Source organism: Corynebacterium sp. HMSC06G04 (genome assembly GCF_001807365.1).
Lineage (GTDB): Bacteria > Actinomycetota > Actinomycetes > Mycobacteriales > Mycobacteriaceae > Corynebacterium > Corynebacterium simulans.
The window spans coordinates 172376-199225 of record NZ_KV788589.1 but is presented as its reverse complement, the minus strand read 5'-3'; the positions used below and the strand labels follow the sequence as shown (position 1 = coordinate 199225).

Sequence of the window (26850 nt, the reverse complement as noted above, 5' to 3'; positions counted from 1 at the left end):
CGAGAGAGGACCCAACTAGATGAAGAAAAAGAACCTGTGCGGTCTGGGCCTACTATGCGTGGCTTTGGCCGCAAGTGCCTGCACTATCGGTGATGTGGAGGAAAGAGCGGAAGTTAGCATGACCACCAGCACGGATGTGGACCCGCGCCCCACTTTGAGCGGGCAGACGATGGTGCCCGATGCGGATGCTAAAGGCGATGGTGGAAAGTCTGACAAGGACCCGGCTCCTGCTGCAGCGAGGGGGAACGTCCAGGAAGCACTGCAGAAGATCGTCGAAGACGTTCAGAGCAAGTACGGCGGGAAAGCCGGAATCGCCGTTGCAGGTCAGGATGAGGTATATAGTGCCGGTATTTCTGAGCCGCGAGCCGCATGGTCTACATCGAAGGTGGCGGTGGCAATTGCCGCGGAACGCGCTGGTTCGGCAGATCCTTCGATGATTTCTCAGGCCATTACTTTTTCAGATAATGCGGCCGCAGAAAATCTCTGGCAATCCCTAGGCGGCGGGCAGTCTGCAGCTAGCGCCGCCAGCGCAGTTCTAGCGGAAGCAGGCTTAGACGTGCAAGTACAGCCCACGGTTACCCGTCCGGGCTTTTCCGCCTTCGGGCAGACCCAATGGACAGTCGCTGATCAAGCGCGCTTTATAGGGCAGTTGGGTTGTATCGCACAGGGCAGCGGAGTGCTCACTGCTATGGCTGCCTCTGATCCTGCCCAAAGCTATGGCTTAGGCAGCCTCGATAATTCATCTTTTAAGGGCGGTTGGGGCCCAGATACAAACGGCGCCTATGAAGCACGGCAGATGGGCACGGTAGAGCTCAACGGTAAGAAGGTTGCGGTGGCTATTTACGCGACGTCGCCAAGCGGTGCCTATGGCTCGGCGCAACAAATGCTCAGCGCCTTGGCCACCGAACTCGCGGGTGCGAAGGTCCAGTGGCCCAAGGCCGCTTGCTAGTTGGCGCTCCAGACGGTGCTGAACTGGCCGGTGTCTAACTTGCTCGAGTCATAAGAGGTGCTATCTGGGATGATTGTGAACTCGCCGCCATTAATCAGTAGCTGGCTGACATCGTTGAAGGTAGCGGTGTACGAAGTGCCGCTACCTGAGGCAGTGCCAACGGCCGGGCCGCTGGACCAATTGCCGCGGTAGACCAAGCCGGAGCTTTCGTCACAGATGACGATGTGCGCCTGTGGCGCGGACTTCTTGGCCGCGTACACGGCTTCGCCGCCGTTGCACTGCGCGCCGGAGATTCCGTCCCAGCCATTGGCGCTAAGCCCTGCCGGATAATCCTTGCGCTGCGTAGTGGTGTGGGTTTGCTGGCGCGGCTGCTGCCTTTGCTGATAGCGCGGCGAATTATTCTGCGCCGGGGAAGAAGAATCCTGGGTAGGCGTTGGATCAGACTCGGTTTCTTCCGTGGTCGTGACGGGGTTTTCCGAAACCTCCGTCGATGGCGGTGCCGGAGCGACAGGTGGCTGCTGAGCCTCGTCGCTCTTCTTATCCGCCCAGACCACGCCGCCGCCAATCAGCATGGCCAGGATGACTGCCAAGATGCACAGGATCGGAACCCAGTTTCGCGAGGGCCGCGCGGTGGGCGCTGTAAATCCCATCGGCTGCGTCGACTGGTAGCGGCCATTTGGGTCGGTATAGGGATTCTGCTCGCCAAATGGGGATTGCGACTGCGCGCCCGAGTACATATTCGTGGACAGCGAAGGGTAGTGATTTGGGCCTTGGTTAGGGTTGGTCATTGCATCCTTCGGCAAAGAAATCGGCGATAGGAAATAAATACAGGCAGCAACTTAAAAGTTTCCGAGTAGTTACAAATAGTAGCTGCCTTCTACGAGCGGTTATGCTACCCCACAAGCGGGGTAGATAGGGCGATTCTTAGAACATGCATCTACATCGGGTGTGGTGAAATATACGCGTGAATGATTCCCGTGTAGTTATGTGGCTGGAGCGCCAAGGATATGCAAACGTCCGGCGCATCGGTGGCGGCGGCATGGGAACCGTCTTCGCGGCCACCGATGTCGATCTAGGGCGCAACGTTGCAATCAAGACGGTGTTGCCGGAGCTACACAACGAAGAAGGGCTCAAGCGCTTCCATAATGAAATGAAGGCGCTGGCGGCCATCCATAGCTCCTATGTCACGCACATAAATAAGAAGCTGGCCGACACCGAGGGCAATCTCGGCTTTGAGATGGAGCTTTTCGAAGGCGGCACGTTGGAAGAGCTCATCCGTGAACGTCGCCATAGTAACGAGCCGGGTTTTAGCATCAGCGACGTCGTCAAGTACTTGCGCCCCGTGGCCAAAGCACTGGACCAGATGCATTCGATGCGCCCGGATGGGTGGATTCACAGGGATGTAAAACCGGCCAATATCTTGCTACGCCGCCGGCCCACCGATAGCGGCTATAGCGTTCTGAGCGACTTCGGAATCGCTATCTCGGAGGGACAGTCGCGTTTGACCGCCGTAGGCAACGTAATCGGAACTGAAAACTACTCTTCACCAGAGAGCAATTCGCGTGATTACAGCGGCCAGGAAGCATCCTTTTCAGGTGATAACTATGCGCTAGCACTCATCGCGTTTGAGATGCTGACCATGTATCACCTCAAAGAGATGATGCCGGAGTCTGCCTGGCGCACCAAACGTATAGTCCCGGCGATGGGCACCCCGGCTATCGTGGCACGGCTTGATCCACAGGCGGCAATGGCCACTCAGCAGATTGACGCAGTGATGGAACGAGCATTGGATAACACTCCTTATAAGCGTTTTCCAGAAGCCAGCAAGTTCATCGATGCACTGGAGGCATGCGGAAACGGTGGAGCCGAACTTAATACGCGATCCGCAATCCCGGAGAACCAAGCCACGAACTATCCGGCAAGCGGTCAGCTTCCCGCCATGGGCTTTAGTATGGGCAGCGCCCAAAACCTCGCCGGAGGTGCGCAGAATTGGGGTAACCCCGCGATGGGCTCGGTGCCTTCTTATGGCGGGCCTATCAATGCGCCCTTCAACCCAGGAATCAATCCGGGGGCGTCCATGCCTTCAGCAAGGCCAATGCAGCAATCGCCGCAGCAGGTACGGTCTGCTCGGCCGGCGCAGCCTGCGCGGCCGCAGAAGGATAACAACAACGCGTTGATGATTGCGGCGACGATTCTTATCATCATCACGATTGCGATCACCACAATTGCGCTAGTAACCGGCTAACTTTCACGCTTTTGGGTATTAGTATGGACTTTCGGAATAAACCTGTCCATCTATCCTCGACTTCGAAAGCGCCTAATCTATGCAGTCTCACGCCAGCTCGCCGGCAAACTCTGGACCATGGCTTCAGATCAATGACTTGGTCGGGCAGGTACACCGGATGGGCCCGGGCGACGAGCTCATAGTAGGCCGTGCTGGTGACTTTGTAGTAGGCGCAGAGGACTTGGACCTGCACCGTCAGCTATTCCAGCTGTGGTACTCCGGCCAAGGCTGGATGCTCGCCAACGTGGGCCGCCATATTCCGCTTTATATCAGCCAGCGCAATGTGCGCTCCCATTCGCGCATCGAGGTAGGGCCGCGCGGCTTGGCACCCATCCCACCGGGGCCGACCGCCATCACTTTCACCACGCCTGATTGCGTGTACGAGATTCACATCGACGTTCAAAACAACGACATGATTCGCCGCACCCCGCGCCCGCTGGATGAGGAGGGGGACCGCACGCGCACTCGCCACGTCCCGAATGACGAGCAGGAGCTACTGCTGCGCCAACTGGCTAGCTACCTCCGCGCGCCGGGTGCCACGGATGCTAATATCCCGGCGATTCGAGAGCTGGCGCAGGCACTTGGCTGGACCGAGAAGAAGACCAACCAGAAGATCGATCGCCTGATTGAAAGCCTTAAAGAAGACGGCGAAGCGGTGTATAAGCCTCATAAAAACTGCTTGGCTCACTATGCCGTTCAGCGCTATCGTTAAGGTCTAGGAAGACCTAGCGCACCTAGCACATAGAGCATTTCTCGTATCGACACAGAAAAGAAGGCGCACATTATGACTTATCCGTATCCGCAGCAAAAAGATAAGTCTGGCGTGGTGCCTATCGTCGTCGGAATCGTAATTCTCGTCGCAATCGTGGCGGCTGCTGCAGCATTTTTCTTGCTCAGCCGTGGCGACGACAAAACCGAGCAGACTGCGCAGCAGGAATTCAAGCCGGTGGAATCAACTTCCGCTCCGGCAGAGACGACTTCCGTAGCGCCTAGCACTAAAGAAAGCCCAAGCCAGTCCGTAGTAACCGTGACGGAAACAGCGCCTAACCCGGAAGAGCATTACGACCACGGGCGCGATAAGTCCACCGTCAGCGGTGGTATTTTGAGCGACCGCGGTTGGTCCGGCAGCTATGCATCGTGCACCGCGGGCGAGGACCTCATCCTCGCTGGCACCAGCGATGATGGCAAGGTTGTCGTCTGCGGCAACGCCGGCGGTGCTACCTACCGTTCCGATATGTTCGGTGGCACCTTGGAGCTGCCCGCCGAAGGTCACGAAGGCACCTACCAGGTTGATGCCGATCCTTCGTACATCGTGGTCAACGCCGACGGTCTGCGCGTCTACCAAGACAACACGGCCGTAGAAAGCGTCACCTGGAACGACTACTGGCAGCGATAGGTGTTTGCTTGGCAGCACCACGCTGCACACACTAATTAATTGCCGGACTTCTTCTTACGATCCGCGGCAGCAGCGGCGGCAGAGGAGATGGAGTCGTGGCGGTTCTTGAGCAGCTCAAGAGTGGTCTCTTCCGCGTTGTCCGGAACCTTTGCGCCGAGAACGGCTAGCGCGGCGTCGGCAAGCATGGCGGCAGTTTCCGGAACGCGCTGGGAAGCGTCGAAAGGCGGGGTGCCATCGTTCGGGCGCATCTCAATGACCGAAAGTGCGATGTGGAACGGAAGCTCGATGCGAGGGTCATCCTCGCCGACGATTGAGGCGGCAATTTCGCGGAAACGAGACTGCAAAGCAGTACGCTGTTCGTGGTACTCGGAGAACTCAGGAGAGTTAGCCACAGGCAACTGGTACAGGCGGCCGACGTTCCAGCCGCTGGTGAGCAACAGGCGGGACTCCGCCGCAACGAGAGACCACAGACGTTGCTCGGCGGCGGCAGCGGAGGCCGCCAGCTCCTCAGCAAGCTCGAGGGAAGGCTCGATGGTGGAATTAAGGAGGGTTAGAAAGATTTCTGTCTTGGAGGGGAAATGATAATACAGAGACGCCTGGCGAATGCCCACGGCATCCGCAATCTGGTGCGTCGAAGTGGTGGCAAAACCCTGCGTGGTGAAAAGCTCTGATGAAGCGTCGAGAATCTCTTCACGGGCGGTAGTTCCACGGCGGCGCGGGCTGTTCTTGCGCGGCCTACCAACAGTTCCAGCCATGGGCAGGACGCCTCCTTTCGTGTGAATGAATTTTAATTCATTAAGCCAGTTAAGTGTACTCGTTTATATTCGCAGCAACTAATTAATTGTCCTGCGTGGAGCAGTCTTGCTGACGTTTATCAATGGACTCAAAGTTTGCGGATACCGTGCGGCAGGCGGAGCCATAAGCGGTGCGGTCGAGCGGTGGGAGAGTAGCAAGGACACCATCGCGTCCGTTCACGCCGGCGTGCCACAGGCGCAACTCCAACGCTATGCCAGTGCCCCAGGCAATGGATAAAGCCTCGGCTTCGGCGGCGTCGAGAAGCTCACGCTCAACGCCGATAGCGAGGCGATCCGGGGTGGGACGCGGCGCCGGGGCGGCCCAGCGCGCGATGGCGGCGATGGGGGCGAGCAGGTCACTCTGGACGTCGACAGTCGTATTGCGATCCGGTAGGCCATCGACCACCTTGAGTGCTGGCGGGCGCAAATCCAGTGCTTCCTTCAGCAGTGCGTCTTCGCTGCCTACACCCAGCGGCAGGCCAGCGTCGGCACGGCTGGCCATGCTCTCTTCTGCAGAACGGCCAACAAGGCCCACGTCCCTAAAAATAGATTCCAGCTGCGGGTCCTCGCCCAGCCAAGTGATGGTCATGGAAGGAAGTGCGTCACCGCGGGCGACGGGGCCGGAAAGGCGCACGGGGCTGGCGACGCCGGGCGAGCGCACGATGTCAGTGATAATGCGAGAAAACCACGTGGCAAGTTCTAGCTCGTTCGCGCGGTGGTCCAGGGAATTGTGCAGGAGATCCTGCGCTTCCGCGAGTAAGCCGCGGGCAGTAGCGGGGGACTGGCAATGTGCTGCGAGCTCACTGAGTTCCGCTAAGGATTGATGCAATGGCATGCGCCTTAAAAGCCCTTTCGAGGAGAGAGGAAGTGAATATCACTAATCTATCACCAGCTCGAATCCCGCATAGGGAAGTTGTGGGTTAAGTAGCAGATAGTTATTTCGTGGCCAAGAACAAAACGCACAAAAGCCGCTTTGCATCCAATCGAAGTGATTGAAAGAAAGCGACTTTCGAAGGTTCTTTTACCGTGTCACACTTGCCAGCGGCAAAAGTGCGCTGTTGAGAAACCCAGCTACTGATTTAGCGGGCGGTGAACGGCAGGAGAGCCATTTCGCGTGCGTTCTTCACAGCGGTAGCGACCTGGCGCTGCTGCTGTGGGGTAAGACCGGTCACGCGACGGGAACGGATCTTGCCACGGTCGGAGATGAACAGACGCAGGGTCTTTACATCCTTGTAGTCAACCGTCTCGATACCCTCAGCCTTCAGCGGGTTCTTCTTCGGGCGACGGGTTTGTTCCATGCGGAACTTCTTTTGGTTATTGCGCTTGATAGCCATTGTGCAATTACCCCTTTACCAGCTGGACTTGCGAACGCCCGGCAGCTCACCACGGTGAGCCATGCCGCGCATACGGACACGGGACAGACCGAACTTACGGAGGTAACCGCGCGGACGGCCGTCGGCTGCGTCGCGGTTACGGATGCGGGAACGGGATGCATCACGTGGCTGACGGTTCAGCTCGAACTGTGCGTCCAGACGATCCTCGTCCGAGGTGTTCGGGTTCTTGATGATGGCCTTGAGCTCAGCGCGACGCTCCGCGTAGCGGGCGACGATTTCCTTGCGCTGCTCGTTCTTGGCGATCTTGGACTTCTTAGCCATAGATTATCGCTCCTCGCGGAATTCGACGTGCTTGCGGACGACCGGATCGAACTTCTTCAGGGTGATGCGATCCGGGTTGTTGCGCTTGTTCTTACGGGTCACGTAGGTGTAACCGGTGCCCGCAGTGGACTTCAGCTTGATGATTGGACGGATGTCATTACGTGCCATCTTTAGATCTTCTCCCCACGTGCGCGAATCTTGGCGACGACGGACTCGATGCCGTCGCGGTCAATAATCTTCATGCCCTTGGTAGAGACATTCAGGGTGATGGTACGGCCCTCGGAGGGCAGGTAGTAGCGACGACGCTGCACGTTGGGGTTCCAACGGCGCGAAGTGCGGCGGTGCGAGTGCGAGACCTGCTTGCCGAATTCCGGCTTGCGGCCCGTTACCTGGCAAATAGCCGACATGGGTCTTCTTTCTCCTAGCCGCCCACATCATGGCTACTGACGGTTATGCCTTCTGCGGTGAGGCGCAGCGCTCGAAAAGTGAGGTTGAGCATGGATGGCAAGACCGTCAAACACCAGTAGACGGGGCGTAAAACGTATACTTTGACAACAGCAAGGGAAAATCTTACAGCCCGCGGCCCAAATTACCTAATCGCCTTCCTTGTCCCAGTGCTGCAAGCTGATGCAGTGGGCTCGTGCGAACTACCTGCGCCATTTGGTCTTGTTAACGCCTGTGGCTGCTGTTAATCATGCGGGCCGGTTCCTCTATATACGGAGCGTAATAGCGTGTATGTGGGTTTGGGGAACTGGTGGCAAAGGTGTAACATGCTTTAAGTTGTTGACATCTCCGCCCACGGGGAGCGCAAGCAATATCCCGGAGCGATGAGGTTAACGCCATTTTTAATCTGTACGTCCCAACTCGGGCACGATCTTCGACACCGATAGAGGGCTGCTTTGTAAAAAGTTCGCCGTTCTTTAAGGCTTAAGCCAGGTAGAAGAGTGAAGAACCGACCCGTAGTTTCAACCCTGAGGGAATAATTATGAAGAAGGATATCCACCCGGATTACCACCCGGTGGTCTTCAAGGACGCTGGCACTGGCCACTCGTTCTTGACCAAGTCCACTGCTACTTCCGATCGCACCGTTGAGTGGGAAGATGGCAACGAGTACCCACTGATCGTCGTTGACGTGACCGCTGAGTCCCACCCGTTCTGGACCGGTGCACAGCGCGTTATGGATACCGCAGGCCGCGTCGAGCGCTTCAACCAGCGCTTCGGTGCAATGGCTCGCCGCAAGAAGAAGAACGCGTAAGGAGGATAGAAGAAAATGGCAACTCCTAAGTTCAAGAAGTCCCGCGCGAACACTCGCGCACGTCGCTCCCAGTGGAAGGCAGACAACGTCGCCCTTCAGGAAGTCACCATCGACGGTCAGACCGTGCGCATCCCGCGCCGTCTGGTCAAGGCTGCAAAGCTCGGCCTGGTAGACGTGGAGCAGTTCTAATCTAGAACGCCCTACTTTTTAAAAGAGCCTACGAAGAAACGCCTTAAACAAGGCATCTTCTTCGCAGGCTCTTTCTTTTGGACAGATATTCTAAACAGATACATTGTCTAAAAGGCGCCGCGAGAATCGTTAGCTTGTGGCTTTGGGGGGATGGAAAGGGGATTGGATTGCATGGTGGCCTCGAAAATCCACCATGAATAGGTCATAATTATGTTTATGAAGATTCTTGTCGTCGACGACGAGCAAGCGGTACGCGAATCGCTGCGTCGTTCTCTCCGGTTCAATGGTTATGAAGTCATGATTGCCAGTGACGGCCTTGAGGCGGTGGAGGCTGTCCGCAATGAAAATCCGGAGCTGTTGATCCTCGACGTCATGATGCCCAACATGGACGGCCTCGAAGTCTGCCGTACTCTTCGCAGCGAGGGCTGGGAGCGCCCGATCCTGGTGCTAACTGCCCGCGATAGTGTCTCCGACCGCGTGGCTGGTCTCGATGCCGGAGCAGATGACTATCTACCGAAGCCATTTGCGCTGGAGGAGCTTTTGGCACGCGTGCGTTCTTTGCTGCGCCGCGCCGCTGCAGACTCCATTGGAGCACCGCACAGCGCGGAGACCGAGCTTTCCTTTGAGGATTTGCAGCTCAATGCGGAAACCCGTGAGGTAAAGCGCGGCGACCGGCAGATCTCTTTGACTCGTACTGAGTTTGCTTTGCTGCAGCTGCTGATGGAAAACCCGCTCAAGGTCATGCCGCGCAACGTGATTCTGGAAGAGGTATGGGGCTACGATTTCCCAACTTCCGGCAACGCACTAGAGGTCTACATCGGCTACCTGCGGAAGAAGACGGAAGGTGAGGGCGAATCGCGTCTCATCCACACCGTGCGCGGCGTCGGTTATGTTCTGCGGAAGTCGACACCGTGATTTTGAGGAAGCCAGCGCCCAACGCCGAGGCTTCCGAACAGGTACAACCCACCCCTGTTAACGAGATTGCCGGCGGAAGGGGGAGTTGGGCTTCTCGGGCGCCACTGCGGTGGCGTCTTTCGCTTGTTACGGGTCTGGTCGTGGCCATCGCCGTGGCGCTTATGACCCTGGCAACCTATTGGATCGTGTCTGAGTCTTTGACCGCGGCCGTCGACAAGCAGCTTGAGCAAAAAGCCGACGTGTTGATTCAGGAAAGCCTGGACCCGCGTTTTGTTGAATCTATCGATTCCGAAATCGCGAAGTTTAAGCTCTATAATCCATCGACTCGTATCGCGATTTCCCCGCCTTCCTGGAGCTTTACCTTTGGTGATGCCATCCCGGTGGGGGATAAGTTTCAGAAGGATGATGATTACACCGAGATCTCGGTGCGCACCGTCGGTGGCGAGCGCATCCTCGCAAAACGCCATGACTTAGGCACCACTGTGGTCTTGGCCCGGGACTTGAGCGAGACGAATGAGCTCATCGCGGCCATTGGCGCAATGCTGGTCGTTATCGTTGCGCTGGGCGTTCTGCTGGCGATCTTTGCCGGCATGCTCGTTTCCAAGACTGGTATGCAGCCGATTTCGCGCCTGAAGCGTGCGGCCGATTACGTCACGCAGACCAACGATCTGCGACCTATCGAGGTTGTCAACAATGACGAGATGGCGCAGCTTACGGTTTCCTTTAATCAGATGTTGGAAGCGCTGCAGCAATCGCGTGTGCAGCAGGCTCAGTTTGTGGCGGACGCAGGTCACGAGTTGAAGACTCCGTTGACCTCGATGCGTACCAACATTGAGTTGCTGATGATGATGAACAAGTCCGGCGGTGGGTTTGGTATCAGCGAAGAAGATCGCCGCGACTTGGAAGATGACGTCATGTCACAGATGACGGAGCTTTCTACGCTCATCGGTGACTTGGTCGACTTGGCTCGTGAGGACGCCACGGAGAAGGCTCCGGAGCCGGTTGACCTTATGGAGGTGCTCGAGTCTTCGCTAGCGCGCGCTAGGCGACGCCGCCCCGACGTCGAGTTCCGTGTGCGCTTTATTCCGTGGGTCCTAGAAGGCGATCCATTCGCCCTGGGCCGTGCAACGCTTAATCTGATGGACAATGCGGCGAAATGGTCGCCTGCGACCGGCACCGTGCGTGTGTTCATGCAGCAGATCAGCGAGCACGAGGTCCGTCTCCGGGTCGACGACTCTGGCCCGGGCATTCCGCCGGATGAGCGGGAGAAGGTATTCGAACGTTTCTATCGTTCCGCAGAAGCCCGCTCGATGCCGGGCTCTGGTTTGGGTCTGGCCATCGTCAAATCCGTGATTGAGCGCCACGAGGGCTCTATTGAAATTAAGGATTCGAACGACGGCGGCACGCGCATGGAGGTTATCTTGCCGGGGTACCGTGGGGAAGGCGAGACCTTCGTTGATGGCCTTTTCGATCCTTCCGCAAACGAAGAAGATGAGGCGGCAGTTGATCGCGGCACCATTTTCGCCGAGCGCTGGTTTAATCAGGGTTAATCTGCGCCGACCTTATTGCGGCATAAAAAGGAGTTGCGCTGCAGGTCAAGACATACAGAATTCTAACAGTTATTCTTATATGGCTAGCAGAATCGTTACAGATGCACCCCAGCCCACTGCGGCACAATTGCCTACATGAATACGAGGAACTCAAACATGAACGAGCCTGCGGATCCACGCGGCGAGAGGCCAGCGTCCGAGAATCAACCCAATCTTAGCAATTCTGCCGGTTGGAATGAACCGCGCCAGAACTCCGGGGCGCAGCCTAGCTCCAGTGGCCAGGCTGGTTCCTTTGGGATGCAGGGCGCAAATTTCAACCAAGGCGCGGGCAATCCCCAATTCGTCGGCGGCCAAGCAAATCCGCATACCCAAAGCTTCGGCGCGGGCCAGCCCGGCCAGGCAGGGCAGTTTGGCCAACCGGGCCAGCCTAATCAGGCCATAACTTACGTAGGGGCGCAACCGAACCCGCCAGAAAAGAAGAAGGTGGGCCTGGGCACGGCTTTGGCCATGATGCTCGCCGGCGCTGTCGCTGTGGGCAGCATTACTGGTCTAGCTCTAGGAGCGAAGGATAAGAACGATACGAGCACCGTAAACCAGGTTCTGCAGAATGAGCCGGTGGCTAATAGCACCGGTGAGGAACCAGCTGAGGGCTCGGTTGAGGCGACCGCGGCTAAGGTGCTGCCCGCTGTTGTTTCCATTGAGGCTTTGGGCCTTACCAGCGCTGCTGAGGGCTCTGGTTCCATCATCTCGCCGGATGGCTATGTGCTGACTAATCACCACGTGGTTGCCGGCGCTGAGCGTGGCGGCCAGTTGCGCGTCAGCATGAACGACGGCAGCAAGCACGAAGCTGAATTTATTTCTTCCGACGCAAACACCGACGTCGCGATCATCAAGATCAAGGACGTCAATGACCTGCCGTTCCTGCAATTCGGTGATTCTGACGCCGTGGCCGTTGGCCAAGAGGTCGTTGCTGTGGGCTCCCCGCTGGGGCTAAATGCCACGGTTACCTCGGGTATTGTCTCCGCGAAGAATCGCCCGGTTCGGGCTTCCCAGGAGGGCGGCGAGAGCTCGCTTATCGACGCCATCCAGACCGATGCCGCGGTCAACCCCGGCAACTCCGGTGGCCCATTGGTCGATATCAACGGCAACCTGATCGGTATGAACTCCATGATCGCTTCCTTGTCGAGCTCCGGCTCGAGCGAGGCAGGCTCCATCGGCTTGGGTTTTGCAATCCCGTCCAACTTTGCCAAGCGCATGGCTGACCAGCTCATCAACAAGGGCGAGGTTAAGCACCCAACCTTGGGCGTCAAGGTAGACGCGCGCGACAGTGGCGACGGCGCACGCATCGTCGAGGTTGAGCCAGGCAGCCCAGCAGAAGAAGCAGGGCTGAATGCAGGCGACCTCGTCACCCGCGTCAATGACCGCCGCATCGAGAACTCCGATTCCTTGATTGCCGCAGCTCGCTCGCAAGACTTCGGAGCCAAGGTCACGCTCGAAGTCAGCAATGGGGAAGGAAAAGATCCTCGCCAGGTAGAGGTAACTCTTTCGGACGAGTAAATTATCCATTAACAAAAATCGCCCGAATCTTTGAAGAAGAATTTTTGGTCCTATAAAGGAGCTACATTGGCAGACCATGCTGACAACGAGACCAACAACGGCATTTTCGAGGTCTCTGAGGAATCCACAGGGTCTTTGTTGGACGTCGCTGAGCCTGATGACGCCTTCCTGATCGCCAGCGAGCAGGAACAAAACTTCAACGCGCCGCGCCGCGCACTGGTGGTTGTCATCACTGACCACCCAGACGAGAACTCGGATGATACGTCCCGTTTGGTCGGCGAGCTCCTTTCTGAGGCTGAATTCCAGGTCGATGGCTCCGTGACTGTTCGTTCCAAGAAGTCGAAGATTCGTCAGGCCATTGAAACCGCAGTTGTCGGTGGCGTTGACTTGGTCCTTACCGTCGGCGGTACTGGTGTTGGCCCGCGCGACAAGGCGCCTGAAGCCACACGCGCGGTCCTGGATCAGATGGTTCCCGGCATCGCGCAAGCACTGCGCTCTTCCGGCCAAGCCTGTGGCGCAGTCGATGCCTGCACCTCGCGGGGTATCTCCGGTGTTTCGGGCTCGACCGTCATCGTTAACTTGGCTTCCTCCCGCGCCGCAGTGCGCGACGGCATGGCCACGCTGGCCCCGTTAGTTCATTATCTCATCGACCAGCTGCAGAAGTACAGCGTCTAGTAGTAGCAGGTAAGTTCCCTTCTAGTATTCATGTCTGAACCTCGTAAACGCCGCCGGACCGTTCGTCGCTCCGCCGTGGACTATGACCGCACTGCCGACCAACCGGACTTTGTATCTGCTTTTGATAACTCAGGTCGGGAAAGCGGTGGGGACGCTCATCGCGTAGTCCAGCTCGATGAGGATGCCCCGGCTGAACGCCAGCACGATGAAGCGTTCTACAGGGAGCAAATGCCGCCGCATTATGGCCAATAGGCGCGAGCGTTTCCCACCTCTAATTATTGCCCATTAATAACGACGAACTCCGGTTGTCTTTTATCTAAAAGACAACCGGAGTTCGGTCTTTATGCAGGATGTAAAACCTTATGCCTGGTGGCGGCCGGTGCTCTCCTGGTTGTAGGAGGTCCCCGCAATGTTGTGGCCTGCACCGGAAGCGTTCTGTGCTTCCATTAGGTCGCGGATCTCGGTCAGGAGCTGCTCGGTGGTCGGAGCTGGCTCTTCTGGGTCAACGCCGTGGCGGCGCTTAGCAGCTTCGGAGAGCTTGTTGATCGGCATCACGATGAGGAAGTAAACAACCGCAGCGATGATGAGGAAGTTGAGGGCAGCGGTAATAACAGCACCGAAGTCCATGAAGGTGGACTCATTGTCGGTGATCTGGAAGCCCAGGCCCTTGACTTCTGCGGAGCCGAAGGAGTTGATCAGAGGCTGGATGAGATTGTTGGTGACGGCGGTGACGATAGCGGTGAATGCGCTACCAATGATGACTGCGACTGCCAACTCGATGACATTGCCGCGGAGGATGAAGTCCTTAAAGCCCTTCAGCATTGGGAGGGTTTCCTTTCCTAAAACACATTGTGACCCTCGCCCCCGAGTGACTTTTCCAAGTTAGTCATGAGTCAAATGTTATTAAAATTAAAAGCAGGGGCTCGTGAAGACTCACCCTAGCGAGTTTTAGGGGATGTGACAACGTTTCTGGCTCAATCGGAAGGCTTCTGGAAGCGGCTCTACGCTAATTCATGCCGGTGGCTCGTTGTCCCACAATGACAACGGTGAGCGGTTGGCTCAGCGAGGCGGCTGCCACGGCATCAGCTTGGGAAGCCGGAAGAGCTAAAAGCACGGTGGTGGCGCGGCTTTCTTCTTCGCCGCTGGTCGTCGTAATTACGCGCCCACCTGCTGCGATGACTGAGCCATCAGTTGTTTGGCCTTCTTCTATCTCTTCTTCGCTAGCGCCAGCGATGACATTGACCGTATCCCCATGGTGGAGGTGGGGAAGGATGTCAGGTTCTGCTGGCTTGAGTGGAATCATGTGGGATTCCTCGCCCGAGTTTTTTCCTGTGGAGTTATTCACTAAATCGTCCACGAGCTGCGGGCCAAGCAGTCTCGTCTCGGTAAGAATTTCTCCAGCCGAACCCGCCGATACGACCACGCGGCCTTCAAGCTCCTCGAGGTTGGTATCGACTTTCGTCTCCGGCAGTGCGCTGGCCGGGATGGGTGCTAGGGTGACGTCGTCAAGTGAAAGAGCATGGCCCGCAGGAACATCGCGGGCAAAGACCACCGCCAGAGGGTGTTCTTTGCGAGCGGAAAGCATGCTGAAACCTGCTGCAGCAACCAGTACCAATGCAACAAAGCGTCTTAACATCAACGCTCGCCGATGTCCTGGGGTGCGCAGCATTTTCAGCAATTTATCCGCAGTCATGCTCTTTTAGACTGCGGTTGCAGGACTATGGTTCCGCTTTTGCTGTTTCTTATGGCTAAACCGTCTAGCTAAACGTCTGGCTCAATGTCGACGAGCCCACGCTCAGTCAGAATGACATCAACTGGGCGGTCGTGTTCTTCTTTTGGCACATCCCGGACCTCGCTGGAGTGGACCATGGCAATGACCTTGGGCTTGCCGGGAACAAGGGGAGTAAGCGCGCGGTCGTAGTAGCCAGCGCCTTTTCCGAGGCGGTAGCCGCTCTTGTCCACTGCCATCGCTGGCGCAAAGATGAAGTCGAGCTCAGCCAAGATGGAGCTGGGGAAGCGCTCGCCGGTTGGTTCTGCGATGCCGAGCGCACCGGGTTGGAGGCTCTCGGGGCCTTCGTAAAGCGCCCAGTAAAGTTGTCCATCGTCGCCAGAGATAGGCAGATATACCGCTTTACATGCCTGTGCCAGGGTGTGGACAAACTCGCTGCCGCCAGGCTCTGAACCCAGAGGGTTATAGGCTGCGACCTGCATATCGGGGCTTAGAAGTTGGGCGGCCGCGTTGCACCAGGCGGCGTCGGCAGTGGCCTTCTCCTCGGGGCTGCGGGTGCGGCGGGCGTCGAGAAGCTCAATGCGCAACGCCTGCTTTTGCTTGGCTATCTCAGTCATAGAACTAATAGTAATTGCTGGTGTATCGCTGCACGAAAGAAAAAGTTCGGCCTGTAAGCTCAAACTTATGGCTAATAACAACGAGGGATCCCTGCACGGGATTAAGACAGTTGTCGTGCCGGCAGCGGGCCTGGGTACCCGCTTTTTGCCGGCCACTAAAACTGTTCCGAAAGAACTGCTCCCTGTGGTTGATACCCCAGGTATCGAACTCATCGCAGAGGAAGCCGCTTCGGTTGGTGCGCAGCGTTTAGCAGTTATTACTGCCCCCAACAAGCAAGAGGTGATGCGCCACTTCGATGCCTTCCCGGAGCTTGTTGAGACCTTGGACGCACGTGGCAAGGACGAGCAGGTGGCTAAGGTGCGCCGCGCTGGCGACCTTATTCACCCAATCTCTGTGCCGCAGGAAAAGCCGCTCGGCTTGGGGCATGCGGTTGGTCTTGCGGAATCCGCATTGGACGATGACGAGGACTGCTTCGCCGTCATGCTCCCGGATGACATTGTCTTGCCGGCGACTGTCATGGAGGAGATGGCACGCGTTCGCGCCGCCGTCGGTGGCTCCGTTCTGTGCGCATTCGAAGTCGAGCGTGAAGAGACCTTCAACTACGGTGTCTTCGACGTGGAAGATACTAACGCTCCTGGCGTGAAGAAGGTCGTCGGCATGGTAGAAAAGCCAGAGCCTGAAGATGCGCCTTCGAACCTAGTGGCCACCGGTCGCTACCTGCTAGACCGCAAGATCTTCGATGCGCTGCGCCGCATTTCCCCAGGTAAGGGTGGTGAGCTGCAGCTAACCGACGCCATCGAGCTGCTCATCCAGGAAGGCCACCCGGTCCACGTGGTGGTTCACCGCGGAAAGCGTCATGACCTGGGCAATCCCGGCGGATATATTCCGGCAAATGTGGACTTCGGCCTGCACCATGAGAAGTATGGCCCGGCTTTGTACAAGGCAATCAAGCAGATCATTGCCGAGTATGAGGCTGAAAAGGGCATCAACTAATCTAGGTCAGAAGACAAACAGGGAAGGCGGCAATCTATGCGTTCAGTAGATGATCAGCTTGCGATGATTACTGATGCGGCGGTGACACCGGAACCAGTGCGTATCGCGATTGCGAACTCGCTGGGACTGATGTGCGCTGAGGAAGTGCAAGCCAATCAGCCGCTGCCCGGATTTCCGCAGGCGGCAATCGATGGCTACGCGGTGCGCGCCGTTGACGTGGGAGGCGAGCGTGCTTTGAAGGCGCGGCGCGCTACTGAAGAGGACGCAGAAGGGGAGCAAAAGGGCCCTGAGATTGAGCGTTCCATCCCCGTGGTGGGTGAGGTTCCGGCGGGTTCGCGCCAGCCACTGCGCTTGCAGCCGAAACAGGCGGTGCGCGTTTACACCGGTGCGCCTTTGCCCACGCTTGCCGACGCCGTCCTTCCCCTCGAGTGGACAGACCGCGGCCGCAAGCGCGTGACGGCGCATCGCCCTGTGCGCTCGGGTGACTTTGTGCGCCGAGTTGGCGACGATATCCAGCCGGGCGATGTCGCAGTTTCTTCGGGAACTATCCTGGGACCTGCGCAGATTGGCCTTTTGGCCGCTGTCGGTCGCTCAAAGGTTTTGGTCTATCCGCGCCCGCGCGTGACCATCTTGTCCTTTGGTAAGGAACTCGTGGACATCGATCGCGAACCGGGCCTGGGGCAAGTATTTGACGTTAACTCCTATTCCTTGGCCGCTGCGGCGCGGGAAGCAGGCGCTGACGTACAACGCGTCGGCATCGCGGAAGGCGAGCCGCGACGAATCCGCGAGGCGCTGGAAACACACATCGCCCGCAGCGAGGTCCTGGTGGTTTCCGGTGCGGTCGGCGGCGCCGGTTCTGAGGCAGTGCGTGAGGTACTGCGCGAGCTCGGCGATATCGATACCTCCCGCGTGGCCATCCATCCGGGGTCTGTGCAAGGCTTTGGCTTGCTGGGGGAGGAGCGTGTTCCAACGTTCCTGTTGCCTTCGAACCCGGTCTCGGCATTGGTCATTTTTGAAGTATTCGTACGCCCGCTGATTCGCCTTTCTCTGGGCAAGCGCAATGCAAATCGCCGCGTAGTTCGTGCACGTGCACTCAATCACATGGATTCGCGGCCAGGACGCCGCGGATTTATCCGTGCTCGCTTGATGCGCGATGCTGAGACTGCCGATTATTTGGTTGAAGGCTTGGGCGGTGCGAGCGGTGCGCCGGCCCACTTATTGGCGGGACTATCGGAAGCGAATGCGATGATTAGGATTCCTGAAAGCGCCACCGAGATCCGCCCGGGTGACGTCGTGGATGTGCTCTTTTTGACGCAGCGCAGCTAGGCATGCTGGATCCTTTCGGGACTGCGGCGGGGCGCCTACGTGTACCTGCGAGTGGGCCACCGCGAGAAGAACATCCAGGGTGGCCGGAATCCACCCCGAGTATTAGTTTGGCGCCTTCCAGAGTTCTACCGGAGGGCGGAGTCCTCCGCCTGCGTCCGCTGATGCGCGGCGATGGCCGTGACTGGCGCCGTCAGCGCGTCATCGATGAGCAATACTTACGCCCGGTGGAACCCACCATCCCAACGACGTGGGAAAACGCGCATTCGGGAAATTCTTGGTGGAACCATCTGATGTTCCTGCGTGACAACGCGCGGATGGGCAGTATCATCCCCCTGGTGATCGAGCTGGATGGTCAGTTTATGGGCCAGGTGACGCTGGGCAATATTCAGCACGGCAGCATCGGGGAATGCTGGATTGGTTACTGGGTTCATTCCGCAGTCCACCGCGCCGGCGTTGCTACGGCCGCGTGCGCACTGGGCGTTGACCACGCCTTCCGCCGCGTAGGTATGCACCGCGTGACAGCGACCTATTTGCCGGAGAACCCTGCCTCAGGCAAGATCCTGAAGTCCTGTGGTTTCCGCGAAGAGGGATATCTGCGTCGCAACCTGCATATCAATGGCGCCTGGCGCGATCACTACTTTGTGGCGCTCAACCGCGACGACTATCCGAACACCGCTGTCGCGCGGTTACGGGCGGAGGGGCGACTTCTTTAGCTGGGTGCCCCAGTTGGCGGGTAGATTTCGCCACTGTTTTCACACAAGTCACAACATTGTAATTTCCCCGATTTTGAGTCCTTATAGGGGCGGATAAGGCGCTAACGTTGAGTCAAACTCTGCACCCTACGGAAGGCCACCCATACCGTGTCCACTGCTGTGCCCATTATCGCCATCATCGTGGTCTGGGCTTTTATCTTGGCACCTTGGCTGCTGCGTTCGCAGCGTCCGATGAGCCACACAGGCGAAGCCTTTGATGACACTCGCGTGTTGTTCGAAGGCGACTCCGGAAACGTCGCCGCGCGTCGCCGCCCGCGAGTTAACAAGCGTGACGTGCGCCGTTTTGAAGACGATACCGAAGATTACGAAGTCGTCGACGCTAGCGATATCTCCGTGGTTGACGAGGAAGAAACCCCTGCCGTGACCATCGCCGGTGCCGCAGCAAAGGCTAAGGCGAATCCGCGCCAGCCGGGCGCGCAGCTGTCTGATGAGCCTGATGGCGATGACGCAGTAAAGGCGGACGCACCGGAGACCGTTGAGGGTGAAATTGTCGAAGAGTCCGGTAAGGCCAAGGCCGAGACTCCGGCGAAGGAAACAACCCCAGCCGGCTCCGCTGTCCCAGTTTCGGCGCAGCAGGATAAAAACGAAGAGTCGGAGGACACAGCGAGCGAATCCGAAGAAGATGAGCTCCTCATTGAGGATGAAACCGAAAAGGATAAGCCTGCGGATCTGAAATCCAAGCTGGCGGATGACGCGGAGGCGGCAGAGGTCTTCAGCGCGCCAGCAGTGGCCGAGGTCGCAGACGATGCTTACGACCTTGATTCGGCATATACCTCGCCTGTGGACTTGATGTATCCCGGCGCGGTCGACACCGAGGAACAGGTGAGCCAGATTCCACAGGCCATCGAGTCTGTCGAGGAATCCGAAACTGAGATGGATGAGGATACTGATCTATCTGAGGATGAGGTTGCTTTTGCGCAGCGTCGCCTTGGGCGCGGCGGCTGGGATCCGGTAGCAGAAAAGGCTGCTTCCGCAACCCGCTACCAGCGCCGTCAGCGTACGCTGTTGGGTCTTTCCTTGGCGGTTGTTCTCACCGTGTGCTTGGGCATCGTAGTAGGTAGCTGGACCTGGTGGTTTGCGGGAATCGCCGGCATCGTCACCATGATCTATTTGATTGCTCTGCGTACCCAGGTCCGTCAGGAGCAGGCATTGCTGCGTCGCCGCGTGTACCACCTGCGCCGCGCCCGTCTCGGCGTCCGCAGTGCAGAAGATGATGAACTGGCCATCCCGCGTAGCCTGCGCCGCCCAGGCGCTGTAGTACTGGAAGTTGACGATGACAGCCCGGACTTCGACCATCTGCCGGTCCATTATGATGACGATGAATTCGACGGCTTCGACGGACCGCACGTGAGCAATCGCCAGCGCCGCGACGACCTCGCATCACGCCGCGTGAGCTAGATGCCTTCGTGAACTAGATATTCTGAACTGGATGCTTGAAAGCATCCAGTTCACTTTCCCAGACCCCGGACGTTCCGCGGCGATGAGAGCCAATGAGATGGGCATCTACCATGCCGATGGCTTCCATTAGCGCGAAACAGGTAACGGGGCCTACGAAAGTAAAGCCCTCCTTCTTCAAGGCCTTGGATAATTCCTTGGCCTTGTCGGTCGTTTTAGGGATGTCTTCCATATAACGCGGGTAGAGATTTTCCTCCGGCCTGAAGGACCAGATGAATTCGCTCAAGCCGCCCTTTTCACGCAATTTCACCGTGGCATCTGCATTGTTAATGGCAGCCTCAATCTTGCGGCGATTCCGAATAATCTCCGGGTTATTGAGTAGACGCTCTACTTCAGCTGCACCAAAAGCCGAAACGATATCCGGGTCGAAGCCAGCGAACGCAGCGCGGAAGGCTTCGCGCTTGCGCAGGACAGTGGCCCAAGACAGCCCTGACTGGAAGCCTTCCAAAGTTAAGCGTTCAAAAAGTCCCGCTTCATCGCGGACCGGCATTCCCCACTCGGTGTCGTAGTACTCGCGCAACAGGGGAGAGGCCATCGCCCAAGGCGGACGGCCAACTCCCTCGGCGTCGTAGACCAGCCCGGTTCGCTCCGAGTTAGCCGTGTACTCGGGGGCGGAGGCGTTTGGGGTGCCTATGGTGGGTGCGATACCTGTGGTGGCCTTATCGCTTTCCGCCTGCTGCGGCTCGGCGAAAGGATTCGTCATGGTCATGTCTTTTCCTTCGTTGAATGTGTAAGCGCATTTGGCTCTTGCACTATTTGACTGCCTTTTGCCCGTATCGGTTCCCAGCGGCTGTCGATGAGCTGTGCGTTAGGGGCATATACAGTTGATTCGCCAGCACCTAGGGGTTCCAGGGTAGTGTATTTCTCATGAATAGACCCGCCGTTCGCGATACCGCGCTGCTGCTTTTGCGAGCAGTACTAGGCCTCGTTTTCGTCGCGCACGGTGTTGACAAAATGTTCTTCGCCGGAATCGATGAGACCACAGGGCAGTTCTCTGCGATGGGCATCCCTCAGCCCCATGTTTCTGCGTATATCGCAGCATTGGGGGAGATGATCGGCGGCTCCCTGCTCGTTGTCGGGCTTCTGACCACCTTTGTCGCTGGTGCCCTGGCGCTGTTTATGGCGTGTGCATTGTATTTTGTGCACCTAGGCCATGGGCTTTTCGCTGCGGACGGCGGCTTTGAATACCCAGCGGTGCTGATTGCCTCGCTGGTGATGATTGTCGTCTTCGGTTCCGGCCGCGTCAGCTTGGATGGAGTGTTGAGCCGTGTTGACGCATGAGGAAATCCAAGCTGCAATCTCCGCGCAGCTCGACGGTGAACCCACCGACGTTTCTAGCGATGTCATTGAAACTCACGTGGAAAGCTGCGAGCAGTGCCGTGCTTACCGCGACAAGGCCGCGGCGCTTTCCCGCTCATTGAGCTTCGTCGAATCGGCCGAAGGAATGGCACCCCCACAAGATCTTTCTGAGGTCATCATCGCCGGCGTTGAGCCAGAGTGGCGCCGTGCCTCCAGCGCACGTCAGACCACGCTGACGGTAGCGCGCGTTGCACTCGTGGTACTCGGATTGCTCTTTTCTATCTGGGCTATCTTCGTGGTGGTTAGTGCTTCCGGGCTCGCCGTCACCGGCGCCGAGGGAACACTCGACCCTACCGCTGATCCTGAACGTGCACGCCTTCTCATCGAGGGCGCGGCCTTGCGCTTCGGCCTGGCCATCGGTTTGTTCTTTGCTGCCTGGCGGCCAGCATCCGTTCCCGGCATGCTGCCGGTTGCAGCAACCATGTTTGCCTTCCTTTTTGGCTTTACCATGCGCGATATTGCGCTGGGCACAATCATGATGAGCCAGATATACATTCTCCTGGCCACCGGTATCAGCGCGATTGTCCTGGCTTGGGCTTGGGTAGCCCATAAAGGTTATTCAGCCGCCGATTTCTGGCGTTCTTTGAGCGCGAATCCGCATTAAGAGATCGCGCTGAGAAACCGGATTACAGGAATCTAGGTCCAAGAGTTCAGCCACATCATCGACTCGTACCACTTGTCCGGAATCATGAAGCCATAAAGAATTGGCGAGAAGTAGATGAACATCGTTACTACCAAGCACAAGTAGCAAATTGCTACGAATGTGCCAGTCCGGATTTCCCCGCCAGCAAGCGAAGTCAGCCAGTCCCAAGAAATCCTCTTGCCGTGTCCAATCATCTGGCCCAGCGCGAGGGAGATGAGCACGATGACAAACGGGATGAAAGCCGTGGCGTAGAAGAAATACATTTGGCGGTCGAACGCAGCCAACCAAGGCAGGAAACCTGCTGCGAATCCAACCAACGGGATGAGGAATGCGCGGTTGCGGCGCACCAGCAGTGACCATAGACCCCACAACACGGCTGGAATGACCAGCCACCAAATGGCAGGCGTGCCAAAGAGATAGAGCATCTCGCGGCAGGTGCCGGCGCCGCTGCACTGCAGATCAGTAGAGGAGTAGTAGAGGATGGGGCGGGCCGCCACGAGCCAAGCCCAAGGCTTTGAATCCCATGGGTGCGAGTGCCCGCTGGAGGTAGTCAGGGAAGCATGAAATTCCAAGACCGAAGAGTGGTAGTAGAACCAACCAGCGAGTGCATCGGGCAGGGCCTGCAGCGGGGATTCTTCAGCAATAGTTCCATCCACCTTGGCATGGCGGAACACGGAGGTTTCGGAGGCAAACCATGCGCGCCAAGTCCATACGTAAATAGCTAGCGGAACCAGCACTAGGGAAGCCAGAGCTGCCGGGGTATCGCGGATGAGCGTGCCCAGTACGTAGCGGCGTACGTGATAGCGGCGTCGCAAAGCAAGATCGCTAAAGACCGAAAGCAGGCCAAAGAACATGATGTAGTACAGGCCAGACCACTTCACGCCAAGGGCTAGGCCGAGGAAGACGCCTGCGGTGAAACGCCACCAGCGGAAGCCAAAACGCGGGCCAAAATCGGACGAGCCCATATTGCCCGTGATAAAAGCCGTGTGCAGGCGTAAACGCATCTGGTTATGGTCGCGGGCCAGTGCCCATGCGGCCGCGACGATGAAAAAGACCTGGAAGATATCCAGCATTCCGAACTTTGAAGAAACCAAAAGCACGCCATCGCATACCGCAATCAAGCCGGCCATCGTGGCAACCTGCCAGGAACCAGCGACGCGGCGGGCGAGCGCCATTGTCAGCAGCACGGTACCTACACCAAAAAGCGCTGCCATCAGGCGCCAGCCAAGCGGGCTATAGCCAAAAACAGACTCGGAAACAGCAATGATTTGCTTAGCCAGCGGCGGGTGAACCACCAGGCCATAGCCTGGATTGGACTCGATGCCGCCGATAAAGAGGTTGTCCCAGCTACGCACCATGTCGAAGGCCTGCGGAACGTAATGCTTCTCGTCGAAGACTGGCGTGCCCTGCGAGACGGGCGCGGAAAGTCCGATGAAACGGGTGATGAAAGCTAAAACTGCAATGACGCCGGTGCTGACCCAATCTGCTTTGCCCCAAGCATAGGAGGTAGGAGCAGCAGGGGCGGCGAAGGCATGCTTGCCACGCGGCTTTCCTGCTAGCTTGGCCTGTGGGGTGCCTGCGGGCTGCGAAGAGTCAGTAGCAATAGTCACTTAGATGAGTTTAGGCTACGCGGCGGACCCCTGGGGATTCTGCTTGTGCAAAGGTGTGGAAAGCTAGGGGACATGAATACTTCGTTTCGTCTAGATCCCCTTCCACGCGGAGTAATTGTGGCAGCCACCCCTCTGGGTAATATCGCAGATGCTTCGGCACGACTCATGCAGGCGCTGCAGCATGCCGACATCGTGGCGGCGGAAGATACGCGCCGCGTCCGTAACCTGGCGCAGGCTCTGGGGATCGAAATCCGCGGCAAGGTGGTCTCCAACTTTGATCACAACGAAGAAGGACGCGCAGCCCAACTTGTCGAGGCCGCTCGTTCCGGCACCGTTTTGGTTGTCTCCGACGCGGGTATGCCTCTGGTTTCTGATCCAGGGCACTCCATCGTTGCTGCAGCAGTCGAAGCTGGGGTGCCGGTGACGTGCTTCCCCGGGCCATCTGCGGTGCCCACCGCTTTGGCTCTGTCCGGTCTCGGCGTCGGTCACTTCCTCTTCGACGCCTTTGCTCCACGCAAGGCCGGACCGCGCAAAGCGTGGCTGGAATCGCTGCGCGGTGAAAAGCGCGCCATTGTCTTCTTTGAATCGCCCCACCGTTTGGCGCAGACGCTTGCCGACGCCGCGGCGGTTCTGGGTGAAGACCGCCCCGCTGCCGTGTGTCGCGAACTGACAAAGACCTATGAAGAAGTAAAGCGCGGAAGCTTGGGTGAGTTGGCAAAGTGGGCTGAGGACAATGCTCGCGGTGAAATCACGGTTGTTATCGAGGGTGGGGAAGAGGTCCCCTCATCGCTTGAGGAACTGGTGGATAAGGTCCAGCGCCGTGTGGCAGATGGAGTGCGCGCGAAGGATGCTTGCAAGGAAGTCGCTGCCGGTACTCAGGTGTCTAATCGCGAACTTTATGACGCCTTCTTGAGTGCCCGTGACAGCGAAAAATAGTGTTAAATGCCCAATTGTTGCAGGATTGTTATAGCCAAAAGCTCACGGGAGGATAAAAGACCTGCATATGCTGGTTAATTTTCATTTGCGTGGCTGATTGTAAAGTAAGATTATCCTGCAAAAATGCTGGATTTAGGCGGCTGTACTGCACATATAAGTTTGACGCCTGGCATTAGCCGCCCTCATTCTGGAGTGCATGACTAATCCAGAAACAGATTCGAATACGGCAAAGGGTACGGATCCGGCGTCCAGTGCGGCGCCGGTTTCGTCTGAGGAGTACCAGACCGTTGATGAGAAGCTGGAATCAGCATCTGCGACGAGTCAGCTACAAGACATGCTCGGCAATGAGGACTTCGCTCCCCATGAGATGACCGAGCCTGAAATTGAAATGGCAGCCGATGACAACGCTCCAATCGACTGGACCATCGTCGGCATCGCTGGCGTGCTCATTGCCGCCATCGTTGCATGGGGCTTGGCTGCTCCGACCAACTTTGCGAACTTCGCTAGCGATGCACTGAGCTTCGTTGTTAACGACTTTGGTTGGGCCTACGTCCTCTTCGGCACGATTTTCGTTGTATTTGTTATCTTCATCGCCGCCTCCAAGTTCGGCACCATCCGCTTGGGCCACATCGATGAAGAGCCTGAATTTTCTACGCCCTCTTGGATTGCGATGATGTTCGCGGCCGGCATGGGCATCGGCCTGATGTTCTACGGCGCATCTGAGCCGCTGAACTACTACCTCAACGGAGTTCCTGGCCATGATGCTAAGGAAGTGGGCACGTCGATGGCTACGGCGATGTTCCACTGGACCCTGCACCCATGGGCTGTTTATGCCATCGTTGGTCTCGCAATTGCGTACTCGACCTTCCGCATCGGCCGCAAGCAGCTGTTGAGCCAGGCGTTCGTGCCGCTCATTGGCCAGCGTGCTGCCGATGGCTGGGTCGGCAAAATCATCGACATCCTGTCCATTTTTGCAACCGTCTTCGGTACCGCATGTTCCCTGGGTATCGGTGCAACCCAGATCCAGGCTGGTATCCAGGCTTCTGGCCTCATCGACAACCCATCCCAGAAGGTCGTCGTTGGCATCGTCCTCGTGCTGACCCTGGCCTTCCTGCTTTCCGCAATGTCCGGCGTGGGCAAGGGCATTCAGTATGTCTCCAACGCGAACATGGTTATGGCCGCACTGCTTGCCATCTTCGTATTCATCCTTGGCCCAACCGTTTCCATCCTGAACCAGATTCCGGGCTCCATCGGTAGCTACCTGGATGCGTTCACCGAGATGATCTCCCGTACCGCTGAGTCCAACAACGGCGAAGCAGGCGAGTGGCTGTCCACTTGGACCATCTTCTACTGGGCATGGTGGGTCTCTTGGTCCCCATTCGTCGGTATGTTCCTGGCACGTATTTCCCGTGGCCGTTCCGTCCGCGAATTCTGCATCGGCGTCATGCTGATCCCGGCTGGTCTTTCCACCGTGTGGTTCGCCATCTTTGGTGGCACCGCAATCCACATGGAGCAGAACGGTAACTCCATCTCCGGCGAGTCCTCTGAGGTTGAGCTGTTCAACCTGCTGCACAACCTGCCTGGCGGCTTCATCGCCGGCATCATCGCAGTTATCTTGCTGGCAACCTTCTTCATCACCTCCGCTGACTCGGCTTCTACCGTTATGGGCTCGATGTCTCAGAACGGTGCATCCAACGCTAAGCCATGGCTGTCCGCAGCATGGGGCGTTGCCACCGCGGCTGTTGGTCTGACCCTGCTGCTGGCTGATGAGGATTCCCTGACCAACCTGCAGAACGTCACCATTGTGGCTGCGCTGCCATTCCTGTTCATCGTTGTGGGCCTGATGTGCGCCATCTACAAGGCGCTCAGCAACGACGTCATCTACTTGGAATACCGTGAGTCCCAGGCATTCCAGCGCAAGCTTGCCCGCGAGCGCCGTCTGCACCGCGAGTACCAGCGCGCTGAGGAGCTCAAGAAGCGTCGTCAGCGCAAGCGCGCTCAGCACAAGTAAAGCTAAAGCAAGCGATTTAGTCGCTTCCTAAAGCTTCTCTACGCACCCTCCTGCACAATCGTGCAAGAGGGTGCGTTTCTTTATGCGTCTTTATGCGCGCAAATATCCTTGTGCGTGGATCTTTCGCCATTGTCGATGTGACCCCCTCAACGCGCGCTGTTGACCAAGGCTTCGATAA

At 57.7% G+C, this 26850-nt stretch carries 31 protein-coding genes; 19 read left to right on the top strand and 12 right to left on the bottom strand.

Features of this window, described 5'->3' with window-relative positions; translation table 11 throughout:
• Positions 1–118 precede the first annotated feature (118 nt).
• Positions 119–949, top strand: a complete 831-nt coding sequence (locus tag HMPREF3158_RS00950) for a serine hydrolase (RefSeq protein WP_246816156.1) — start codon at positions 119–121, stop codon at positions 947–949.
• Here HMPREF3158_RS00950 and HMPREF3158_RS00945 read toward each other — a convergent pair.
• Positions 946–1737 carry a hypothetical protein gene (locus tag HMPREF3158_RS00945; RefSeq protein WP_070496927.1) on the bottom strand — a complete coding sequence of 264 codons (792 nt, stop codon included), beginning with the start codon at positions 1735–1737 and terminating at the stop codon, positions 946–948. The genes HMPREF3158_RS00950 and HMPREF3158_RS00945 overlap by 4 nt on opposite strands.
• Before the next feature lie 176 nt (positions 1738–1913).
• On the opposite strand from HMPREF3158_RS00945, the gene HMPREF3158_RS00940 reads away from it, so the two are divergent.
• The 3 genes from HMPREF3158_RS00940 to HMPREF3158_RS00930 all read left to right on the top strand — a co-directional run bounded on the left by HMPREF3158_RS00940 (position 1914) and on the right by HMPREF3158_RS00930 (position 4629).
• The gene (locus HMPREF3158_RS00940) at positions 1914–3194 is read left to right on the top strand and encodes a serine/threonine-protein kinase (protein ID WP_062035588.1); all 1281 of its coding nucleotides are present in this window, start codon (positions 1914–1916) and stop codon (positions 3192–3194) included.
• 79 nt (positions 3195–3273) lie between these two features.
• A complete protein-coding gene (locus HMPREF3158_RS00935; protein ID WP_062035587.1) occupies positions 3274–3945 on the top strand; it encodes a hypothetical protein in 672 nt (223 codons plus the stop codon).
• A gap of 72 nt (positions 3946–4017) precedes the next feature.
• On the top strand, positions 4018–4629 hold the full coding sequence (locus HMPREF3158_RS00930) for a hypothetical protein (protein WP_062035586.1): 612 nt from the start codon (positions 4018–4020) through the stop codon (positions 4627–4629).
• A gap of 35 nt (positions 4630–4664) precedes the next feature.
• On the opposite strand, the gene HMPREF3158_RS00925 is transcribed toward HMPREF3158_RS00930, so the two are convergent.
• From HMPREF3158_RS00925 to rpmB, 6 genes are all read right to left on the bottom strand, one after another.
• On the bottom strand, positions 4665–5384 hold the full coding sequence (locus HMPREF3158_RS00925) for a TetR/AcrR family transcriptional regulator (protein WP_062035585.1): 720 nt from the start codon (positions 5382–5384) through the stop codon (positions 4665–4667).
• Positions 5385–5466: 82 nt separating this feature from the next.
• On the bottom strand, positions 5467–6258 hold the full coding sequence (locus tag HMPREF3158_RS00920; RefSeq protein WP_062035584.1) for a hypothetical protein: 792 nt from the start codon (positions 6256–6258) through the stop codon (positions 5467–5469).
• A 244-nt stretch (positions 6259–6502) separates the two neighbouring features.
• Complete coding sequence (rpsR, locus tag HMPREF3158_RS00915) at positions 6503–6751, bottom strand: 30S ribosomal protein S18 (protein ID WP_034657238.1); 249 nt, start codon at positions 6749–6751, stop codon at positions 6503–6505.
• 21 nt (positions 6752–6772) lie between these two features.
• A complete protein-coding gene (gene rpsN, locus HMPREF3158_RS00910; protein ID WP_061921278.1) occupies positions 6773–7078 on the bottom strand; it encodes a 30S ribosomal protein S14 in 306 nt (101 codons plus the stop codon).
• A 3-nt stretch (positions 7079–7081) separates the two neighbouring features.
• Positions 7082–7246 (bottom strand): 50S ribosomal protein L33, encoded by a 165-nt coding sequence (gene rpmG / locus HMPREF3158_RS00905; RefSeq protein WP_042530058.1) that lies wholly within the window; start codon positions 7244–7246, stop codon positions 7082–7084.
• A 2-nt stretch (positions 7247–7248) separates the two neighbouring features.
• The gene (rpmB, locus tag HMPREF3158_RS00900) at positions 7249–7485 is read right to left on the bottom strand and encodes a 50S ribosomal protein L28 (protein ID WP_005279911.1); all 237 of its coding nucleotides are present in this window, start codon (positions 7483–7485) and stop codon (positions 7249–7251) included.
• A gap of 578 nt (positions 7486–8063) precedes the next feature.
• Here rpmB and HMPREF3158_RS00895 point away from each other — a divergent pair.
• The 7 genes from HMPREF3158_RS00895 to HMPREF3158_RS12325 all read left to right on the top strand — a co-directional run bounded on the left by HMPREF3158_RS00895 (position 8064) and on the right by HMPREF3158_RS12325 (position 13471).
• The gene (locus HMPREF3158_RS00895; protein ID WP_061921281.1) at positions 8064–8333 is read left to right on the top strand and encodes a type B 50S ribosomal protein L31; all 270 of its coding nucleotides are present in this window, start codon (positions 8064–8066) and stop codon (positions 8331–8333) included.
• Positions 8334–8348: 15 nt separating this feature from the next.
• A complete protein-coding gene (gene rpmF / locus HMPREF3158_RS00890) occupies positions 8349–8522 on the top strand; it encodes a 50S ribosomal protein L32 (protein WP_062035583.1) in 174 nt (57 codons plus the stop codon).
• 216 nt (positions 8523–8738) lie between these two features.
• Complete coding sequence (locus HMPREF3158_RS00885; RefSeq protein WP_062039076.1) at positions 8739–9437, top strand: response regulator transcription factor; 699 nt, start codon at positions 8739–8741, stop codon at positions 9435–9437.
• Positions 9434–10987, top strand: a complete 1554-nt coding sequence (locus HMPREF3158_RS00880; RefSeq protein WP_062035582.1) for a HAMP domain-containing sensor histidine kinase — start codon at positions 9434–9436, stop codon at positions 10985–10987. Before HMPREF3158_RS00885 ends, HMPREF3158_RS00880 begins: the two co-directional genes overlap by 4 nt.
• Before the next feature lie 156 nt (positions 10988–11143).
• Positions 11144–12544, top strand: coding sequence for a S1C family serine protease (locus HMPREF3158_RS00875; RefSeq protein WP_235591298.1), 1401 nt, complete (start codon positions 11144–11146; stop codon positions 12542–12544).
• A gap of 102 nt (positions 12545–12646) precedes the next feature.
• On the top strand, positions 12647–13219 hold the full coding sequence (locus HMPREF3158_RS00870) for a MogA/MoaB family molybdenum cofactor biosynthesis protein (RefSeq protein WP_061921496.1): 573 nt from the start codon (positions 12647–12649) through the stop codon (positions 13217–13219).
• 30 nt (positions 13220–13249) lie between these two features.
• On the top strand, positions 13250–13471 hold the full coding sequence (locus HMPREF3158_RS12325) for a hypothetical protein (RefSeq protein WP_082787616.1): 222 nt from the start codon (positions 13250–13252) through the stop codon (positions 13469–13471).
• A gap of 108 nt (positions 13472–13579) precedes the next feature.
• Here HMPREF3158_RS12325 and mscL read toward each other — a convergent pair whose 3' ends face one another.
• The 3 genes from mscL to HMPREF3158_RS00855 form a co-directional block, all read right to left on the bottom strand.
• Positions 13580–14041 (bottom strand): large-conductance mechanosensitive channel protein MscL, encoded by a 462-nt coding sequence (mscL, locus tag HMPREF3158_RS00865; RefSeq protein WP_062035580.1) that lies wholly within the window; start codon positions 14039–14041, stop codon positions 13580–13582.
• 184 nt (positions 14042–14225) lie between these two features.
• A complete protein-coding gene (locus HMPREF3158_RS00860) occupies positions 14226–14912 on the bottom strand; it encodes an SAF domain-containing protein (protein WP_070432757.1) in 687 nt (228 codons plus the stop codon).
• Positions 14913–14980: 68 nt separating this feature from the next.
• Entirely contained in the window at positions 14981–15565 is a 585-nt protein-coding gene (locus HMPREF3158_RS00855) for a 5-formyltetrahydrofolate cyclo-ligase (protein ID WP_062035578.1), read from the bottom strand.
• A 67-nt stretch (positions 15566–15632) separates the two neighbouring features.
• On the opposite strand from HMPREF3158_RS00855, the gene HMPREF3158_RS00850 reads away from it, so the two are divergent.
• From HMPREF3158_RS00850 to glpR, 4 genes are all read left to right on the top strand, one after another.
• Positions 15633–16559 (top strand): UTP--glucose-1-phosphate uridylyltransferase, encoded by a 927-nt coding sequence (locus HMPREF3158_RS00850; protein WP_062035577.1) that lies wholly within the window; start codon positions 15633–15635, stop codon positions 16557–16559.
• A 36-nt stretch (positions 16560–16595) separates the two neighbouring features.
• Positions 16596–17885, top strand: coding sequence for a molybdotransferase-like divisome protein Glp (glp, locus tag HMPREF3158_RS00845; RefSeq protein ID WP_070496922.1), 1290 nt, complete (start codon positions 16596–16598; stop codon positions 17883–17885).
• Positions 17886–17887: 2 nt separating this feature from the next.
• Positions 17888–18598 carry a GNAT family N-acetyltransferase gene (locus HMPREF3158_RS00840; RefSeq protein WP_061921308.1) on the top strand — a complete coding sequence of 237 codons (711 nt, stop codon included), beginning with the start codon at positions 17888–17890 and terminating at the stop codon, positions 18596–18598.
• Positions 18599–18745: 147 nt separating this feature from the next.
• Positions 18746–20056 carry a divisome protein SepX/GlpR gene (gene glpR / locus HMPREF3158_RS00835; protein ID WP_061921311.1) on the top strand — a complete coding sequence of 437 codons (1311 nt, stop codon included), beginning with the start codon at positions 18746–18748 and terminating at the stop codon, positions 20054–20056.
• Positions 20057–20069: 13 nt separating this feature from the next.
• Here glpR and HMPREF3158_RS00830 read toward each other — a convergent pair whose 3' ends face one another.
• Positions 20070–20822 (bottom strand): DNA-3-methyladenine glycosylase I, encoded by a 753-nt coding sequence (locus HMPREF3158_RS00830; protein ID WP_235591019.1) that lies wholly within the window; start codon positions 20820–20822, stop codon positions 20070–20072.
• A gap of 158 nt (positions 20823–20980) precedes the next feature.
• On the opposite strand from HMPREF3158_RS00830, the gene HMPREF3158_RS00825 reads away from it, so the two are divergent.
• Together HMPREF3158_RS00825 and HMPREF3158_RS00820 are read left to right on the top strand one after the other, a co-directional pair.
• Positions 20981–21394: a DoxX family protein gene (locus tag HMPREF3158_RS00825; RefSeq protein WP_061921314.1), complete on the top strand. Its 414-nt coding sequence runs from the start codon at positions 20981–20983 to the stop codon at positions 21392–21394.
• Entirely contained in the window at positions 21381–22076 is a 696-nt protein-coding gene (locus HMPREF3158_RS00820) for a zf-HC2 domain-containing protein (RefSeq protein ID WP_061921319.1), read from the top strand. The genes HMPREF3158_RS00825 and HMPREF3158_RS00820 overlap by 14 nt, the downstream gene beginning before the upstream one ends.
• A 32-nt stretch (positions 22077–22108) precedes the next feature.
• Here the strand turns inward: HMPREF3158_RS00820 and HMPREF3158_RS00815 are convergent, their stop codons facing one another.
• On the bottom strand, positions 22109–23719 hold the full coding sequence (locus tag HMPREF3158_RS00815; protein WP_210386616.1) for a dolichyl-phosphate-mannose--protein mannosyltransferase: 1611 nt from the start codon (positions 23717–23719) through the stop codon (positions 22109–22111).
• Positions 23720–23797: 78 nt separating this feature from the next.
• On the opposite strand from HMPREF3158_RS00815, the gene rsmI reads away from it, so the two are divergent.
• Together rsmI and HMPREF3158_RS00805 are read left to right on the top strand one after the other, a co-directional pair.
• Entirely contained in the window at positions 23798–24661 is an 864-nt protein-coding gene (gene rsmI, locus HMPREF3158_RS00810) for a 16S rRNA (cytidine(1402)-2'-O)-methyltransferase (RefSeq protein WP_061921326.1), read from the top strand.
• 196 nt (positions 24662–24857) lie between these two features.
• Entirely contained in the window at positions 24858–26672 is a 1815-nt protein-coding gene (locus HMPREF3158_RS00805; protein ID WP_070496916.1) for a BCCT family transporter, read from the top strand.
• Positions 26673–26850 lie beyond the last annotated feature (178 nt).